12 protein-coding genes are annotated in these 16384 nt (G+C 51.0%); 3 read left to right on the top strand and 9 right to left on the bottom strand.

Annotated features, from left to right (window positions below):
• Positions 1-7: 7 nt before the first annotated feature.
• The 6 genes from pmrA to melR all read right to left on the bottom strand — a co-directional run bounded on the left by pmrA (position 8) and on the right by melR (position 8443).
• A complete protein-coding gene (gene pmrA, locus JQN59_RS21890) occupies positions 8-676 on the bottom strand; it encodes a two-component system response regulator PmrA (protein ID WP_008786966.1) in 669 nt (222 codons plus the stop codon).
• 4 nt (positions 677-680) lie between these two features.
• Complete coding sequence (eptA, locus tag JQN59_RS21885; protein WP_048215101.1) at positions 681-2318, bottom strand: phosphoethanolamine transferase EptA; 1638 nt, start codon at positions 2316-2318, stop codon at positions 681-683.
• A 146-nt stretch (positions 2319-2464) separates the two neighbouring features.
• Positions 2465-3802: an arginine/agmatine antiporter gene (gene adiC, locus JQN59_RS21880; protein ID WP_003031853.1), complete on the bottom strand. Its 1338-nt coding sequence runs from the start codon at positions 3800-3802 to the stop codon at positions 2465-2467.
• A gap of 127 nt (positions 3803-3929) precedes the next feature.
• Positions 3930-4691 (bottom strand): AraC family transcriptional regulator, encoded by a 762-nt coding sequence (locus tag JQN59_RS21875; protein ID WP_149608181.1) that lies wholly within the window; start codon positions 4689-4691, stop codon positions 3930-3932.
• A 314-nt stretch (positions 4692-5005) separates the two neighbouring features.
• Positions 5006-7273: an arginine decarboxylase gene (gene adiA / locus JQN59_RS21870; RefSeq protein ID WP_020996085.1), complete on the bottom strand. Its 2268-nt coding sequence runs from the start codon at positions 7271-7273 to the stop codon at positions 5006-5008.
• Between the two features lie 237 nt (positions 7274-7510).
• Positions 7511-8443: a transcriptional regulator MelR gene (melR, locus tag JQN59_RS21865; protein ID WP_003826756.1), complete on the bottom strand. Its 933-nt coding sequence runs from the start codon at positions 8441-8443 to the stop codon at positions 7511-7513.
• A 269-nt stretch (positions 8444-8712) separates the two neighbouring features.
• Here melR and melA point away from each other — a divergent pair, with 269 nt between their 5' ends.
• The 3 genes from melA to JQN59_RS21850 all read left to right on the top strand — a co-directional run bounded on the left by melA (position 8713) and on the right by JQN59_RS21850 (position 11848).
• Positions 8713-10068 carry an alpha-galactosidase gene (gene melA, locus JQN59_RS21860; RefSeq protein ID WP_149608182.1) on the top strand — a complete coding sequence of 452 codons (1356 nt, stop codon included), beginning with the start codon at positions 8713-8715 and terminating at the stop codon, positions 10066-10068.
• A gap of 92 nt (positions 10069-10160) precedes the next feature.
• Complete coding sequence (gene melB, locus JQN59_RS21855; protein ID WP_149608183.1) at positions 10161-11591, top strand: melibiose:sodium transporter MelB; 1431 nt, start codon at positions 10161-10163, stop codon at positions 11589-11591.
• A 2-nt stretch (positions 11592-11593) separates the two neighbouring features.
• Positions 11594-11848 (top strand): SemiSWEET transporter, encoded by a 255-nt coding sequence (locus JQN59_RS21850; RefSeq protein ID WP_032942140.1) that lies wholly within the window; start codon positions 11594-11596, stop codon positions 11846-11848.
• A gap of 20 nt (positions 11849-11868) precedes the next feature.
• Here the strand turns inward: JQN59_RS21850 and JQN59_RS21845 are convergent, their stop codons facing one another.
• From JQN59_RS21845 to dcuB, 3 genes are all read right to left on the bottom strand, one after another.
• Positions 11869-12492 (bottom strand): DUF2238 domain-containing protein, encoded by a 624-nt coding sequence (locus tag JQN59_RS21845; RefSeq protein ID WP_032941584.1) that lies wholly within the window; start codon positions 12490-12492, stop codon positions 11869-11871.
• Positions 12493-12639: 147 nt separating this feature from the next.
• Positions 12640-14286, bottom strand: coding sequence for a class I fumarate hydratase FumA (fumA, locus tag JQN59_RS21840; protein WP_008786974.1), 1647 nt, complete (start codon positions 14284-14286; stop codon positions 12640-12642).
• Between the two features lie 96 nt (positions 14287-14382).
• On the bottom strand, positions 14383-15723 hold the full coding sequence (gene dcuB, locus JQN59_RS21835; protein WP_003031873.1) for an anaerobic C4-dicarboxylate transporter DcuB: 1341 nt from the start codon (positions 15721-15723) through the stop codon (positions 14383-14385).
• Positions 15724-16384 lie beyond the last annotated feature (661 nt).

The raw sequence follows: 16384 nt of genomic DNA, 5'->3' as shown, positions 1-16384 counted from the left end.
GCTTCACTTAGCTTTCCTCAGTGGCGACCAGCATATAGCCAAATCCCCTGACCGTGCGGATGCGTGATTTCCCCACTTTATCGCGCAGATTATGGATATGGACTTCCAGCGTATTGGTCGACGGTTCGTTATCCCAGCTGTAGATGTCGTTATACAGAATTTCCCGGTGAACAGGACTGCCTGCCTTGAGCATCAGACGCGACAGGAGCGCGTATTCTTTCGGCGTTAAGATAACCTCTTGTCCGTCCATCCACACCTGGCGACGACCGATATTCAGTGTCAGATTGCTGACAATTAATTCACTTTCACCCTGATTGTTGTGGCGACGCAGAAGTGCCCGGATGCGGGCGTGCAGTTCTTCCAGTGCGAACGGTTTGACCAGATAGTCATCGGCACCCACGTCCAGCCCGCTGACCCGGTCTTTGAGCGTGTCACGGGCGGTGAGGATCAGCACGGGGAGAGAGTATTTCTTCTGTCTGATACGGGTCAGGAAGTGCAAACCGTCTTCATCCGGCAAGCCCAGGTCCAGAACAACCAGACTGTAATGTCCGGTCTCCAGACACTGCTCGGCTGCACGGGCGGTTGACACGCCATCACAGGCGTAGCCTTCTGTTTGTGCAGCGAGTATCAGTCCCTGTAGTAACAACGTGTCGTCTTCAACAATCAGAATTTTCATTCGTTTAGCCTCCCCGGCAGGGTTGCAGAATATCATCTGCCGCCTGATATTTCTGTGTTTGCACGCCCGTTAATCCCAGCAGAGTTGAGAAGAGATTATCCTGCGAGAAGTCTTCTGAGCTTGCCCGTTTTTGCAAACATGTCTGAGAGACCTGATAGCGTTGCTGATAATCTTCTGAGAGCCACAGCAGCATCGGCACATGTTTTTGCGTATCTGGTGCAATCGAATACGGCAGGCCGTGCAAATAGACGCCATTTTCCCCTAAGGATTCGCCGTGATCGGAAAGATACACCAGGCTGGTGGTGAAATTATCCTGATGTTCTTTCAGTATATTGATCGCTTTATCAACAATATAGTCAACGTAAAGAATGGTGTTGTCGTAAGTATTGACCAACTGTTGCTGCGAACAGGTCTGGATTTCGTTGGTATCGCAGGTTGGCGTAAATTTCTTAAACTGCGCAGGATAGCGGTTGTAATAGGTCGGACCGTGGCTGCCGATGGTATGCAGCACAATCACGCCGTCGCCTTGCAGATTATTAATGTACTCTTCCAGCCCGTGGAACAGGACTTCATCGTAGCATTCACCGTCAATACACTGCCCTGGCAGGTTCAGCTTAGTCATATTCTGGTGTGGAACCCGGTCGCAAGCCCCTTTGCAGCCGCCGTCGTTATCGTTCCACAGAACGTTAATTCCCGCCCGCTGAATGATGTCGAGTACGCCTTCCTGATGCTGTGCCAGTTCTTCGTCGTAGTGCGCGCGTGGCATATCCGAGAACATGCAGGGTACTGATACTGCCGTTGCCGTTCCGCAGGATGTGGTGCGGGGGAAATAGACCACATCATCTTTTTCCAGCAGCGGGTTGGTCTGGCGCGAGTAGCCTGACAGGGAGAAGTTATCGCCGCGCGAGGTCTCGCCGAGAACCACAATCGTCAGGTTCTTACGCTTTTCTTTCACCATCAACGGATTGCGATGTGCATCCTCGCCAATGCGCACCAGCGGCAGGTGGGCCAGTCGCTGGTGTGAATACCAGGATGACGTCGCCACAATGCTGTTGGATGGACTGAGGGATTTCACCAGTTCTTTGTTGTTGCGAAACAGTGAGGCGTAATCTTTATAGAAGAACGCAGCGACCAGCACGATCAGCAGCGCGGAGATCAGAATGTTCGCGCCACGAAACAGTACGCTGCGCATAACTGGCGTGATCGGTTTAATTTTTACCCAGCAGGCAATGAGCGCGGCCAGAATGCCGCTCACCCCGAGTGTGATGAGCATTTGCGGCGTCAGCAAAGCAAAGGTTTCGGCGGGCGTAGTGTCCATCATATTGGCGATCATCGAGCGGTCGATGATGATGCCGTAGGTCATGATGAAATATTGGGCCGATGCACCAACCAGAATGAAAATGCACGCCACCAGGCGATTAAGCCACAGGAATGAGGCCAGCGTCAGCACGATGTTCATGACGCTGAACGCGACGACTGGCATTGATAAAAACACCAGCACGTTACGCACAGAGTCCAGAGGCAGGTCTTGCAGCACTTGTTTATAGAACGCAATGTTCAGGAAGGTCGCAAGATAAAATGAGATCAGCAGAAGCCAGCTGATTAGCCCGAGAGTGGGCCTTTTAAACAAGAGCTTTAACATTAAGGGGGTTCCATCGACTATGTGGCGCAAATCCTCTCAAAGTAAAATTAAGCCAACCTTAAGTTCTTAATGTTGATTTTTCGAAGAGCGGTAGGAGAACGTTGACCCGATGAACTTACGCCATCGGGCCACGACGATTGTTGGCGTTAGTTATTGTTTACCGGGGCATCCAGTGGATACGGGTTTTTATGGATCCGGTTGTAGTTCAATGCGTACAGCGCGGTGATGATCATCAGCGTGACGAACGACCACATCACTTCTTTGGCGCCGGAACCGACAACCGCCCAGATGCAGTAGACAAAGGCGATAAAGGTCACCAGTAAGTACATCGGGCGTGCTTTACCAAAGTGGCCATGGCCGAGCAGCAGCAGCGCGGCGCAGGTGTACAGATACGGCACCAGGGTGAAGATAACGGAAACCGAAGAGACCAGACCAAACTCTTTTGCTGCGTTCGGCGACATGCTGCTGAACTGGAAGATGGTCATCAGGATGCCGACAATAATTAACCCGGCCACTGGCGTACCGGCTTTGTTCACGCGGGCAAAAATCGGTGGGAACAGGCCGTCATCGGCTGCGGCTTTGGCGGTTTGCCCGGCAAGCAGCGTCCAGCCGCCCAGAGAACCAAGACACCCGGCAGCAGCACAGAAGGAAACTATCGCCCCAGCGGTGTCACCCAGCGCCATACGTGCGGCATCACCGAACGGAGAGGCTGATACACGCAGCGCCGCGTTAGGGATCATACCCATGATTGCGGTGGTGGAGAGCACGTAGCAAACAGCGGCAATCAGCACGCCGCCCATGGTAGCGATAGGTACGTTACGTTTGGGATTTTTAACCACGCCAGCCGCAACGGAGGCGCTTTCCACCCCGATAAATGACCACAAGGTGACGTTCAGAGTGCTTTGAATCGCGCCGAAGGTGTTCATCCCGCTGACGTTCCAGGCTGCCATATAGGTTTCACCGCGGAACCAGAACCAGCCGAAGACGGCAATCCCGACAATTGGCACCAGTGCCAGTACCGTTGCGACGGCCTGCACGCGGGTGATCATTTTCGGTCCGACAATGTTCAGTAATACGAAGATCCACAGCACTACGACGCAGGTCAGCGTCAGGACCAGCGGATCTTTTAAGATGGGGAAGAAGTAGCTCAGGTAACCGACGCCAATGACCACCATGGCGATGTTACCAATCCAGCAGGCCAGCCAGTACAGTACGTTGGTCTGGTAGCCCAAAAAAGGACCGAAGCAGCGGCGGGCGTAAGCATAAGAACCACCGGGACTGGAGTCTAAGGACGACATTTTGGCGTACACCATCGACAGTGCCAGAGCACCGATAATCGTGACCAACCATCCGTAGATTGCAATCCCGCCAGTTGACGCAAGGTTTGCGGGTAGCAGGAATACACCGGAACCCATAATATTCCCCGACACCATAAGGGTGACGGGGATTAAGCCCACTTTGTGAGCATCAGCATCCGTCGACATATTTTTTAACTCCTGATAAGGATAAATGACGCCTTATCATACCTCGTCAAAAGTCTGTTTAATGATGACGGAGCTGGGGTATCGCTAATGCTGATATTATTATGGCTTATCGCTAACTGATTAAAAATCAGGCGGCGGATGGCTCCCTATGTTGGCTAACATAATGCAGAGGCGTCATCCCATAGAACTCTTTGAATACGGAGATAAAGTATGAGGTACTGTTATATCCACACAGTTGAGAGACCTGAGAAATGTTTTTGCCGTCCATCAGTAATTGATTGACGGCATATCGCATGCGACATGTGGTAATTATTTGGCTGTAACTTGTATTTTCACTTTTGAGCTTTTTCTTTAACAAACTGGGACTCAGGCATAAGCAACTGGCAACCATGCTTAAATTCCAGTCTTTATGTATATCGCTCTCAATAATGTGATAAACGCTATCGCTGATACAGTTGCGTAGCATATACATGAGCAAAGAAATAAACTTTTTGCTGTCGAGAAAGCGTGATAACACCGTGAACAGTAGCGAGCGCGTACGCTCTCTTTCAGCTTCGTTCACTGTGTCCATTACGCTATGTTGGGCTGCCACCCTGAAGACATCCGGCGTCAGGCACGCGGCGGTCATCACTGGGCTGGCACTGCGTTGCCAGAGTGGGATCTGTGAAAGGTCTTTATTTAAAAAGCGCAGATAATCTTTAATGATATCGCGGCTGATATGTACGACCAATGCGTTATTAAGTGATGAGAAATCGATAATATTATTATCGCATGCCACCAGTGCCATATGATTATCTTTTAAACTGATGGCTTCTTTACCGTTAATCCTTAACCAAACATCCTTCTCCGTTAATACAACAACACAAGCTTCTTTGCTGCAAAGCCTCATACCCAACTCCAGGAATATGAACATAAAACACCGTAGCTCAACATCAGATGAGCCAAATCGGCTAAATTGAAATTGTATGATGAAACCAGGACTGCAATAAAATAACGTGTCTGAAATTAATTACAATGTTTGGCGGGATTTTTCTTATGTACACATTTTTGTACGCAAGTGGAAAGGCGCTATTTGCGTATAAAAAAAGCGCGGGGTGGTCCCGCGCAAAAAGGTATGACAATGTTATTGTTTTGCAGCAATACTCAGGAATTACTCAAGCATGACATGTCTACCTTAAACATCGGACTATCTATAAAACGACATTATGCTTTCACGCACATAACGTGGTACACACCGTCAATAATTTCCGTTCCTTCGGTTTCATGTTCAAATCCAGGGAAGTGGTGGTCCCAGGACTGCAACGAACGTAGATAACTAATCTGCGGGCTATTGGCGTCGCCAAAGTTTTCCCCGGATAGCAGCATCGGAATTCCTGGTGGGTAAGGAATTACGGAATTCGCGGCTATACGACCCGGCAGATTTTCAATGGCCACCATCTCAACGTTATCGCTGACTATCGCGTTATAGGCTTCACGCGGGGTGATTTCAGCAACAGGCAGGCCGGAGTAGGCCGCGTTAAGACGTGCGCCTGGGTTGTTCTCTTTCAGCCAGGCGAACATGGTGTCGCCCAGATCGTGAATGCCCATGTTGGCGTAAGTGTCTGGATGTTCCTCAACCAGTTCTGGCATCACCTGTGCCAGCGGGGTATTGGCATCGTAATGGTGTTTGAAAGAGCACAACGTGTTGATCAGTGTGCCCCATTTCCCGCGGGTAATCCCCATAGAGAACAGGAACATAATCTGGAAATCGGTGGTGCGGGTCGGCACGATGCCGTGACGGCCAAGCCAGGCGGTGACCAGTGCAGCCGGTACGCCGTTCTCTTCCAGTTCACCATCGTCGCCCATCCCCGGAGCCAGAATGCTGACTTTGATCGGGTCCAGCATGCTCCAGTTATCCGGCAGGTCTTTAAATCCGTGCCAGGATTCACCCGGGCGCATTACCCAGCAGTTCTGGTCGGTGGTCAGGAGTTGGGTTGGCGCATCGGCAAAGTCATAGGTTTTGCCGGTCTGCGGATCGGTCACAATCTCTTTGTTCCACGGTTTGAAGAACCAGTCGCCTTCGGCGGTGAATTCTTTGTACAACCGTGCCATGGCCTGACGGAAATCGACCGCTTCGTCGATCACTTCCTGGGTGAGCGACAGGCCGCTGTTACCGTCCATCATGGAGACCGCCACGTCGTTTGAGGCGCAGATGGCATACAGCGGAGAGGTAGTGGCGTGCATCATGTACGCCTGGTTAAAGCGGGAGAAGTTCACGGCCCCACGACCTTCACGAACGTGAATGTAAGATGCCTGAGAAAGCGCATTCAGCAGTTTGTGGGTCGAGTGGGTGGCAAAAACGGTAGGACCGTTATGATCGCCCGGCGCGCCACGCATGGCGTAGTGATCGGCATAAATTGGGTTGAAGCGAGCATAGCCGTACCAGGCCTCATCGAAGTGGATGCGATCGCTGGTTTGCGCGAGCAGGTCCTGGGCCTCTTTGGCGTTGTAGCAAACACCGTCGTAGGTACAGTTGGTCACAACGCTGTAAGACGGTTTTTGCCCGGCTTTACCTTTGGTCAGCGGGCTTTCGCTGATCTTTTTCTGCAATGTTTCAGGCTGCATTTCCTGCGGGTAGATAGGCCCGATAATGCCGTACCGGTTGCGGCTTGGCACCATGTACACCGGTTTTGCCCCGGTGAGGATAAGCCCCTGCTCGATGGATTTATGGCAGTTACGATCCAGCACCACGACGTCATCATCGGTCATACAAGCCTGCATGATGGTGCGGTTAGAGCCGGAAGTCCCGACCACCACGGACCAGGAGCGGTCAGCGCCAAATACGCGGGCGGCATATTTTTCGCTCTCGCCAAACGCGCCGGTATGATCCAGCAGCGAGCCGAGCGATGCGCGTTCAATACCCATGTCGCTACGGAATAAGTTTTCACCATAGTAATCATGGTAGAAACGACCGGCCGGCGTTTTGGTGAATCCGACGCCGCCCTGGTGACCCGGAGCTGCCCAGGAGTATTCATGGATGTCGCCGTACTTCATCAGCGCGCTGAACAGTGGTGGCAGAAGTTGTTGGCGGTAGCGGGTCATCGCCGCAACGGCGCGACCGGCGATAAAGTCTGCGGTATCTTCCAGAATCCAGGCGAATTCATCGACAAGCTCCAACAGGTCGCGATCCAGCGATGCGGTGGCTTTTTCGCGATCGCCCAGCAGGAAAACGGGAACGTTTTGCTGGCGCTCGTGGAGCTTGCCGATCAATTGCCTGACGTTCAGGTGCTCGTCTTGTTGTTCCATTTGATAGCTGAACATCAGGCAATCAATGGCTTCATTGGCGGCGAGGATTGCGTAACCATCGTCGAATGAGGTGGACTTAATGACGGTAACATTTTGGCGGCTTAATGCGTCAGCCAGACGTTCGACAGCGCTACCGACCCAGGTGTCCTGATGCAGAAACTCACTTTCAACAATTAATACTTTCATCATCTTTTACCCGGTTGTGGAAAGGTTGCAATCTATGAATTGCAGACACACCGTATGAATGTGACGCAGGCAAGTATTATCCTGTCAAAATGGGCTGTAAAGCGGGTAAAAAATAGTCTGATTTGTGTTTAATTTGTTTTTAAACAGTAGGTTATGTTTGCTTGTTGGCGGTTTTTCACCGCCGTTTATCGACAGGGGGAATATTTTTTTGGCTGATACTGATATTGCCGAATGATATCAACCAGCGATTGTTTGCCGATGCTGCTGGCTTAGTTTGCGGTACTGCTGCGGCGACATGCCGACAAACTTGCTGAAGGTGTCATAAAAACGGCTGCTGGATCGGAATCCGGCGGTCAACGCAACGTCGAGAATGGTTTTATCGGTATCGCTAAGCAATGCGCGGACGTGATTAATCCGCATTGCCGTGATGTACTGCTTCAGGGTGAGTTGCATTACGCGTTGGAAAATCCCCATCGCGTAGTTGGCGTTGAGCTTCACGTGTTCCGCGACGTCGTTGATGGTGAGCGCCTGATCGTAGTTGTCGGCAATAAAGCTCAGCATTTGGCTGACGTAAAACTGGGCGTGCCGCGACACGCTGTTTTTGTGGGTTCGCGAGGTTTTATTGACCAGGATAGGCTGCCAGCCGGAAAGGCTAAACCGTTTGAGCATCAGACCAATTTCATCAATGGCGAGCTGGCGAATTTGTTCGTTCGGGTTGCTCAGTTCCTGTTGCCAGCGCTGAACCTCAAAGGTGCTCAACTGCTGCGACGCCAGCGATTTGATGACCATTCCATGGGTAACATGGTTGATCAGCTCGCGATCCAGCGGCCAGGAGAGGAAAAGGTGCATCGGTAAATTGAAGATAGCCATGCTTTGGCAGCTGCCCGGACGCGTGAGCTGATGCGGTGTACAGGCCCAGAATAGCGTGATGTGTCCCTGTTTTATCTGCACGACTTCGTTGTTGATAAGGTACTCGACGTCACCATCAAACGGAACATTGATCTCCACCTGCCCATGCCAGTGGCTGGCAGGCATAGCATGCGGTGAGCGCAACTCGATATCCATCCGTTGATATTCTGAGTACAGCGATAGCGGGCTGCGGGTTTGTTCTTCATCGCTACTGCACATGTGCGGATCGGGAGGGAGAGGCGATGTCGGTAATGTACTCATGGTTGCTCCATTTCCTGAATTATCAGAATCATGTCATTTAACACGTATTAAGGCTGAGAATCAGGACACAAATTGGACCGTTACCATTGAGCATAGCGACATTTTGCGGCCGCATACTCTGCTTTTTGGGTAATTTTGTCCCATAAACTCAGATCCAATAGGGCGCAGAGTGATGATCTGAGTTTATGGGAATGCTCAGCAGGGAAGTCGGAGGTTTTCATCTATGCGCTGTGCCACCATGACTGTGTTCACTAATGTTCTGGAGAGTCATGATGTCTGCACCCAAAATTACCTTTATCGGCGCCGGTTCCACGATTTTCGTCAAAAATATTCTTGGGGACGTCTTTCACCGCGATGCGCTTAAATCTGCGCATATCGCCTTGATGGATCTCGATCCTACGCGTCTGGAAGAGTCACACGTTGTTGTGCGCAAGTTGATGGATTCTGCGGGCGCGTCTGGACGAATCACCTGCTATACCGATCAAAAAGCAGCATTACAGGATGCTGATTTTGTGGTGGTCGCTTTCCAGATTGGCGGCTATGAACCTTGTACCGTCACCGATTTTACGGTGTGTAAACGCCATGGTCTGGAGCAGACGATTGCCGACACGCTGGGGCCGGGCGGCATTATGCGCGCGCTGCGCACCATCCCGCATTTATGGCAGATTTGTGAGGATATGACCGAAGTCTGTCCGCAGGCCACAATGCTTAACTACGTTAACCCGATGGCAATGAACACCTGGGCAATGTATGCGCGCTATCCGCATATTAAGCAGGTTGGGTTGTGTCATTCGGTGCAGGGGACGGCGGAGGAGTTGGCCCGCGATCTGAACCTCGACCCTGCTTCTTTGCGCTATCGCAGTGCCGGGATCAACCATATGGCGTTTTATCTGGAGCTGGAGCGCAAAACGGCGGACGGTGCCTATGTGAATCTCTACCCGGAGCTGCTGGCGGCCTATGAATCCGGTCAGGCGCCGAAACCAAATATTCACGGAAATACCCGTTGCCAGAACATTGTGCGTTATGAAATGTTCAAAAAATTGGGGTATTTCGTCACCGAATCGTCGGAGCACTTCGCCGAATATACGCCGTGGTTTATCAAACCGGGGCGTGAAGATTTGATTGAGCGCTATAAGGTGCCATTGGATGAATATCCGAAACGTTGTGTGGAACAGTTGGCGAACTGGAAAAAAGAGCTGGAAGAGTACAAAACGGCTGAGCGGATCGACATTAAACCGTCGCGCGAATATGCCAGCACTATCATGAATGCTATCTGGACCGGTGAACCGAGCGTCGTGTATGGCAACGTTCGCAATGACAATCTGATCGATAACCTGCCGCAAGGCTGCTGCGTTGAGGTCGCTTGTCTGGTTGATGCGAATGGTATTCAGCCAACGAAAGTCGGGACTCTCCCGTCACATTTGGCGGCCATGATGCAAACCAATATCAATGTTCAGACCCTGCTAACGGAAGCCATCCTGACGGAGAATCGCGATCGCGTTTATCACGCGGCGATGATGGATCCGCATACCGCCGCGGTACTGGGGATTGAAGAGATTTATGCGCTGGTGGACGACCTGATCGCGTCTCACGGCGACTGGCTGCCGGCCTGGCTGCACCGTTAATACACAATCACGCCGGGCATTGCATCCGGCGTTTAACCTCTGACGTTTCCTCTTACAGAAGGCGGGCGCTGGTAACAGCGACCCGATACCCTATGAGCATATCTCTGACAACAAAACTCAGTTATGGATTTGGAGCGTTTGGTAAGGATTTCGCCATCGGTATTGTGTACATGTACCTGATGTATTACTACACCGACGTAGTGGGATTATCGGTGGGGCTGGTCGGAACGTTGTTCCTGGCGGCAAGGATCTGGGATGCGGTAAACGATCCCATCATGGGCTGGATTGTGAACGCCACCCGATCGCGCTGGGGAAAATTTAAACCCTGGATCTTGCTCGGTACGCTGGCGAACTCATTGGTGCTGTTTTTGCTTTTTAGCGCACATCTTTTTGAGGGTACTGCGCAGGTCGTATTTGTTTGCGTGACGTATATATTATGGGGAATGACCTACACCATTATGGATATTCCATTCTGGTCACTGGTGCCAACCATTACGCTGGATAAACGCGAGCGTGAACAACTGGTGCCGTACCCCCGTTTCTTCGCCAGCCTTTCTGGGTTTGTTACCGCAGGCGTGACGCTGCCTTTTGTGAGCTATGTTGGCGGAGCAGATCGTGGTTTTGGTTTTCAGATGTTTACACTAATTCTCATCGCGTTCTTTATCGTTTCCACCGTTGTGACGCTACGGAATGTGCATGAGGTTTATTCGTCAGACAGTGAGGCCACGGCAGACAGCAGTCGTCTTGGGTTGAAAGCGATCATTGGGCTCATCTATAAAAATGACCAGCTATCCTGCCTGTTAGGTATGGCACTGGCTTACAATATTGCATCTAATATCATTGCTGGCTTTGCCATTTACTATTTTACCTACGTGATTGGCGATGCAAGTCTCTTCCCGTACTACATGTCTTACGCAGGTGCGGCAAACCTGTTGACGCTGATTTTCTTTCCTCGGCTGGTAAACGCGTTGTCACGACGGATCTTGTGGGCTGGGGCATCGGTGTTGCCGGTGCTTAGCTGTAGCGTACTACTGGTGATGGCGCTGGCAGATTTCCATAATATCTTACTGATTGTTATAGCGGGTGTTTTACTGAATATTGGTTCTGCGCTTTTCTGGGTGTTGCAGGTCATTATGGTGGCGGATACCGTTGATTACGGCGAATACAAACTTAATGTTCGTTGTGAAAGTATCGCTTATTCGGTGCAGACAATGGTGGTAAAAGGTGGGTCAGCATTTGCCGCTTTCTTTATCGCGTTGATACTCGGAGTGATTAATTACGCGCCAAATGTCGCGCAGTCTGCCGAAACCATCGTTGGCATGCAGTTTATTATGATAGCGCTACCCGCACTCTTTTTTGTGGTGACCTTAGTCCTGTATTTCCGCTTTTATCGACTGAATGGCGACACCCTGCGCAGGATCCAGATCCATTTACTGGATAAGTATCGCAAGGTGCCTCAGCACCATGAGCAACCGGATATCCCGGCTATTGCGGTAGTGGCTCCAGGCGATGTGAAGGCGTAGCGATGGAATGGCATTCGTTGATTGGATATTTGGCGGCCAGCCTGACGACGCTCTCTTTCTTACCGCAAGCCATTAAGGTTATTACCACTCGCAACACGCAAGGCATCTCCGGTTTGATGTATGTGATGTTTGTGTGCGGGCTGGTTTTGTGGCTGATTTACGGATTATTGATTGAAGATACTGCCGTCAGCATGGCGAACTTTCTGACACTGTTGTTCGCCTTGCCGATTCTGGTTATCAAGTATCGCAGTAGGTAATGTAGATTGCCGGAGAAGCGTTAGCGCTCTCCGGCCGTTTTCAACTGCCGATTGTGCCAGCCCGCCAGTGCGAGGACCGTTGTTAACGCACCGAGCAGGGCGCAGAACATGTCTGACTGGGTATCCCACGGGTCACCCTGCGTGCCAAGGAAGTCATCCGCACCTTGTCCCATTGCCAGCGCGGCCCACCATTCGATGAGTTCATACATTGCGCTAATCGCCAGTGCTACGCAGCAGACCAAAAATGCCAGCATCTTACGACCACGGACAATATTGCCGCGCACTAAAATCTCTCTTGCCGTCAGGGCTGGTACCAGCCCCTGGAAGAAGTGGCCCAGCTTGTCATAGGGGTTTCGACTGAGATCCAGCCATTCCTGAACCTGAAAACCGACGGGGACTTTGGCGTAGGTATACATCCCGCCTACCATCAGAATGATGGCGTGCAAGAAAATCAACGTATAAAGCAGCGGCGTCAATGGGTACTGCTTCATGGTAGCCAGCAACAGCGGGACGACAATAATGACTGGCGTGACTTCCATCAGCCAGGTGATTTTCTCCGAGGCAGAGATACCGGTGTAGATTAGAATCAGCGCCAGGATCAATGCACCGGTGCGCAAGATTGTGGGGTTCAGAGTGCGGAGCATTGCGAATTCACACGTAATGGAAAAGATCACTATTCCCTGTGAACGGCAAAAATTCAATACCAGTAAATGGGGGGATAAAGTTGGCCCGGGGGGATCGCTGGACTGACGCCAAAAATTTAGTGCCAGTCCAGTGCCGGGCCGAATGGGTTACTTCGCGCAGTTAGCGCATTGTTTGCTGACGATTTGCTGGAAGAAATCGTTGCCTTTGTCATCGACCAGAATGAAAGCCGGGAAATCTTCTACTTCGATTTTCCAGATAGCTTCCATACCCAGCTCCGGGTATTCCACGCATTCCAGATGCTTAATGCTCTGCTGCGCCAGTACCGCTGCTGGTCCACCGATGCTGCCCAAGTAGAAGCCGCCGTGTTTGTGGCAGGCGTCAGTCACCTGCTGGCTACGGTTACCTTTTGCCAGCATGATCATGCTGCCGCCGTGAGACTGCAACAGGTCAACGTAGGAGTCCATACGACCCGCGGTAGTTGGACCTAAAGAACCGGACGGGTAGCCTGCAGGCGTTTTGGCCGGACCCGCGTAGTAGATCGGATGATCTTTCACGTACTGCGGCAGACCTTCGCCGGACTCAATACGTTCTTTTAACTTCGCGTGGGCAATGTCACGACCAACAATGATAGTACCGCTCAGTGACAGACGAGTAGAAACCGGGTACTGAGAGAGCTGGGCGAGGATCTCTTTCATTGGGCGGTTAAGGTCAACTTTAACCACTTCGCCTTCGCCCGCCTGGCGCAGAGATTCCGGAATATACTGACCTGGGTTATGTTCCAGTTTTTCAATCCAGATCCCTTCGCGGTTGATCTTGGCCTTGATGTTACGGTCTGCGGAGCAAGAAACACCCATACCAACCGGGCAGGACGCGCCATGGCGAGGCAGGCGGATCACGCGGATATCATGTGCGAAGTATTTCCCGCCGAACTGAGCACCAAGGCCGAGTTTCTGCGCTTCTTCCAGCAGTTCTTGTTCCAGTTGCAGATCGCGGAATGCCTGGCCGTGAGCATTGCCTTCAGTCGGCAGCGCGTCATAGTAGTGTGTGCTGGCCAGCTTCACCGTTTTGAGGGTGCTTTCCGCTGACGTACCGCCAATAACGAATGCGATGTGATACGGAGGGCAAGCTGCGGTACCCAGCGTGCGCATTTTCTCAACCAGGAAGTTTTTCAGTTTGCCGGGAGTCAGCAGCGCTTTGGTTTCCTGATACAGATAGGTTTTGTTGGCTGAGCCGCCGCCTTTGGCCACGCACAGGAATTTGTATTCGTCGCCGTCCACGCTGTACAGATCGATCTGTGCGGGCAGGTTGGTGCCGGTATTCACTTCTTTGTACATATCCAGCGCCGCGTTTTGCGAGTAGCGCAGGTTATCTTCGATATAAGTATTAAATACGCCTTTGGAGAGCGCCGCTTCATCGCCGCCGCCGGTCCAAACACGCTGACCTTTTTTACCCATGATGATTGCCGTACCGGTGTCCTGGCAAGTTGGCAACACGCCTTTGGCGGCGATTTCGGAGTTTCTCAGGAACTGCAGCGCCACGTACTTATCGTTTTCGCTGGCTTCGGGATCATGGAGAATTGAGGCGACTTGCTGTTGGTGTTCTGGGCGGAGCATGAAGGAGGCATCGTGGAAGGCTTGCTGGGCCAGTAGTGTAAGTGCTTCAGGGGCTACTTTCAGGATTGTTTCGCCTTCAAACTCGCCGACGCTGACGTGATCGGATGTCAGCAGGTAGTACTCAGTTTTGTCTTCCCCCAGTGGGAAAGCCGCCTGGTAAGTGAATTCAACTTTTGACATTTGCTTCCAGCCTTTTCATTTTTCTCAGGAATTTTAAAATTCTCTGTGTCTTCATGGTGGCGTGCCGTACCAACGTGGACGGCACGCGAACTGTGATTACAGGAAACCGTACATTGCGGCGAAGATCCAACCAAAGACACAGGATACGCTTACGCCGATCAAGCCAGGCAGAATGAAGCTGTGGTTGATAACGAAGCGGCCGATGTGGGTGGTGCCGGAACGGTCAAACTGGATAGCAGCCAGATCGCTCGGGTAGGTCGGCAGAATGTAGTAACCGTAACATGCCGGAGCAGAAGCCACGATGTACGCGGGATCAACCCCGATTGCCAGCGCGACCGGAACAATCGCTGCCAGCGCCGCTGCCTGGGAGTTTACAAATTTGGATACCAGCAGCAGAACAATTGCATAGGCCCACGGATACTCTTTCACCATATTGCCCAGCACACCTTCGATTTCTGTCATGTGCGCGCCGAACATTGTTTCGGCCATCCAGGCAATACCGTACACCGCCACAATCGCGATCATACCGGAACGGAAGACTTCGTTTTTAGATATTGAAGCGGGATTGGTCTTCGTCAAGATAATAATCAGCGCACCGGTCAGCAGCATGAACATCTGGATAACCAGCACCATTGACAGCGGTTTGCCGCTAAAGGTAGGACGCAGCTCAGAGAACGCGCCAAGCACGGCAACAACGGCGATTGCAGCCAGGAAGATCCACATGGCCAGCCAGTTGCTTTTCGGCAGCTTTTTGTCTAACAGCGTGGCGGTATCGCCATACACATAGTTGTGGTTTTCAGGTACGGAAATGAACTTCTGGAACTCTTCATCTTTATCCAGATCCTTACCACGGAACCAGCTGAAGATACCGATCGCCAGGATACCCAACAGGGTAGACGGGATGGTGATGCTGAGCAGGTCGAGGAATTCGAGATGCTTGCCTTCAAACGTTACGTTACCCAGCATTGCCACCAGTGACACCACGGCTACAGAAACCGGGCTGGCGATAATCCCCATCTGCGCGCCGATAGAACTCGCCGCCATCGGACGTTCCGGGCGAATATTGTTCTTAATGGCAACGTCATAAATGATTGGCAGGATGGTGTATACCACGTGCCCTGTACCGCAGAGAATCGTCAGGGTGCAGGTAACGAAAGGTGCGACGATGGAAACGTATTTTGGGTTACGGCGCAGCAGCTTTTCAGCGATTTGCAGCATAACGTCAAGGCCGCCGGAGGCTTGCAAGGTTGCCGATGCGGCCACCACGGCAATAATAACCAGCATGACATCTACAGGTGGTTTACCCGGCTGGAGATGGAAAACGAAAACCAGAATGACCAGGCCGATACCGCCTAATAAACCCAGCGCGATACCGCCCTTTCTGGCACCATAAAACAAACATATTAATATTATGAGAAGTTGTATACTAAATAACATTTTATTTACCCTCGCGAAAAACCCAGTCAATTTTTTGAAAAATGGATCTGTGCCACATTCTTTTTTGCCAGAATAAGCATCAAAAAATGGTCAGTATTCGATATGTCCGTATTTGCGATTAATGTTCAAATGTCTTGCTAGAATGTTTTTTTAAAGTTATGGCGATATTTAGTTTTTTTCTGTGGCTTTGATCAGAGGAGAGAATCCTCAGGCGATGGGAAGCAGAGCTGAACATGGAGAGCCGCGGTTGACGCTGTAATTTATCTGTTTTGCGTTTTCCGCTATTACATGAACCACCGGCAGAATGAGTGAGTGGGTTATTTATGTGATCACGGTCACGCCATTTCATGATGTGATGAAGTTGGCGTGGGGATACTTTTATTTGCTCACAAAAATGTACGGTGTCCATGGTACGTAGCATGGTCTCCATTGCTACCAGTCTAGATTTTGTATGTCTGGTTAATTTCAGACTAATCCTTTATGGGTAAAAATACACACTCTGCGAGTTAGATAATACTTAATTAACTTTTGTTAGCGATTTTGAAATTAAAAACAGTGTGATGGTTGTCAATATTAAAATAATACATTTAACATGCCGGATACAAATATATTTGATCTAACGCAAATTTATAATTTTACAGTGCCAGCTGGTGAAATTGGG

Origin of the sequence: Citrobacter sp. B72, assembly GCF_016894305.1 — a bacterium.
Lineage (GTDB): Bacteria > Pseudomonadota > Gammaproteobacteria > Enterobacterales > Enterobacteriaceae > Citrobacter > Citrobacter portucalensis.
This window is presented reverse-complemented; position numbering and strand designations above follow the sequence as displayed.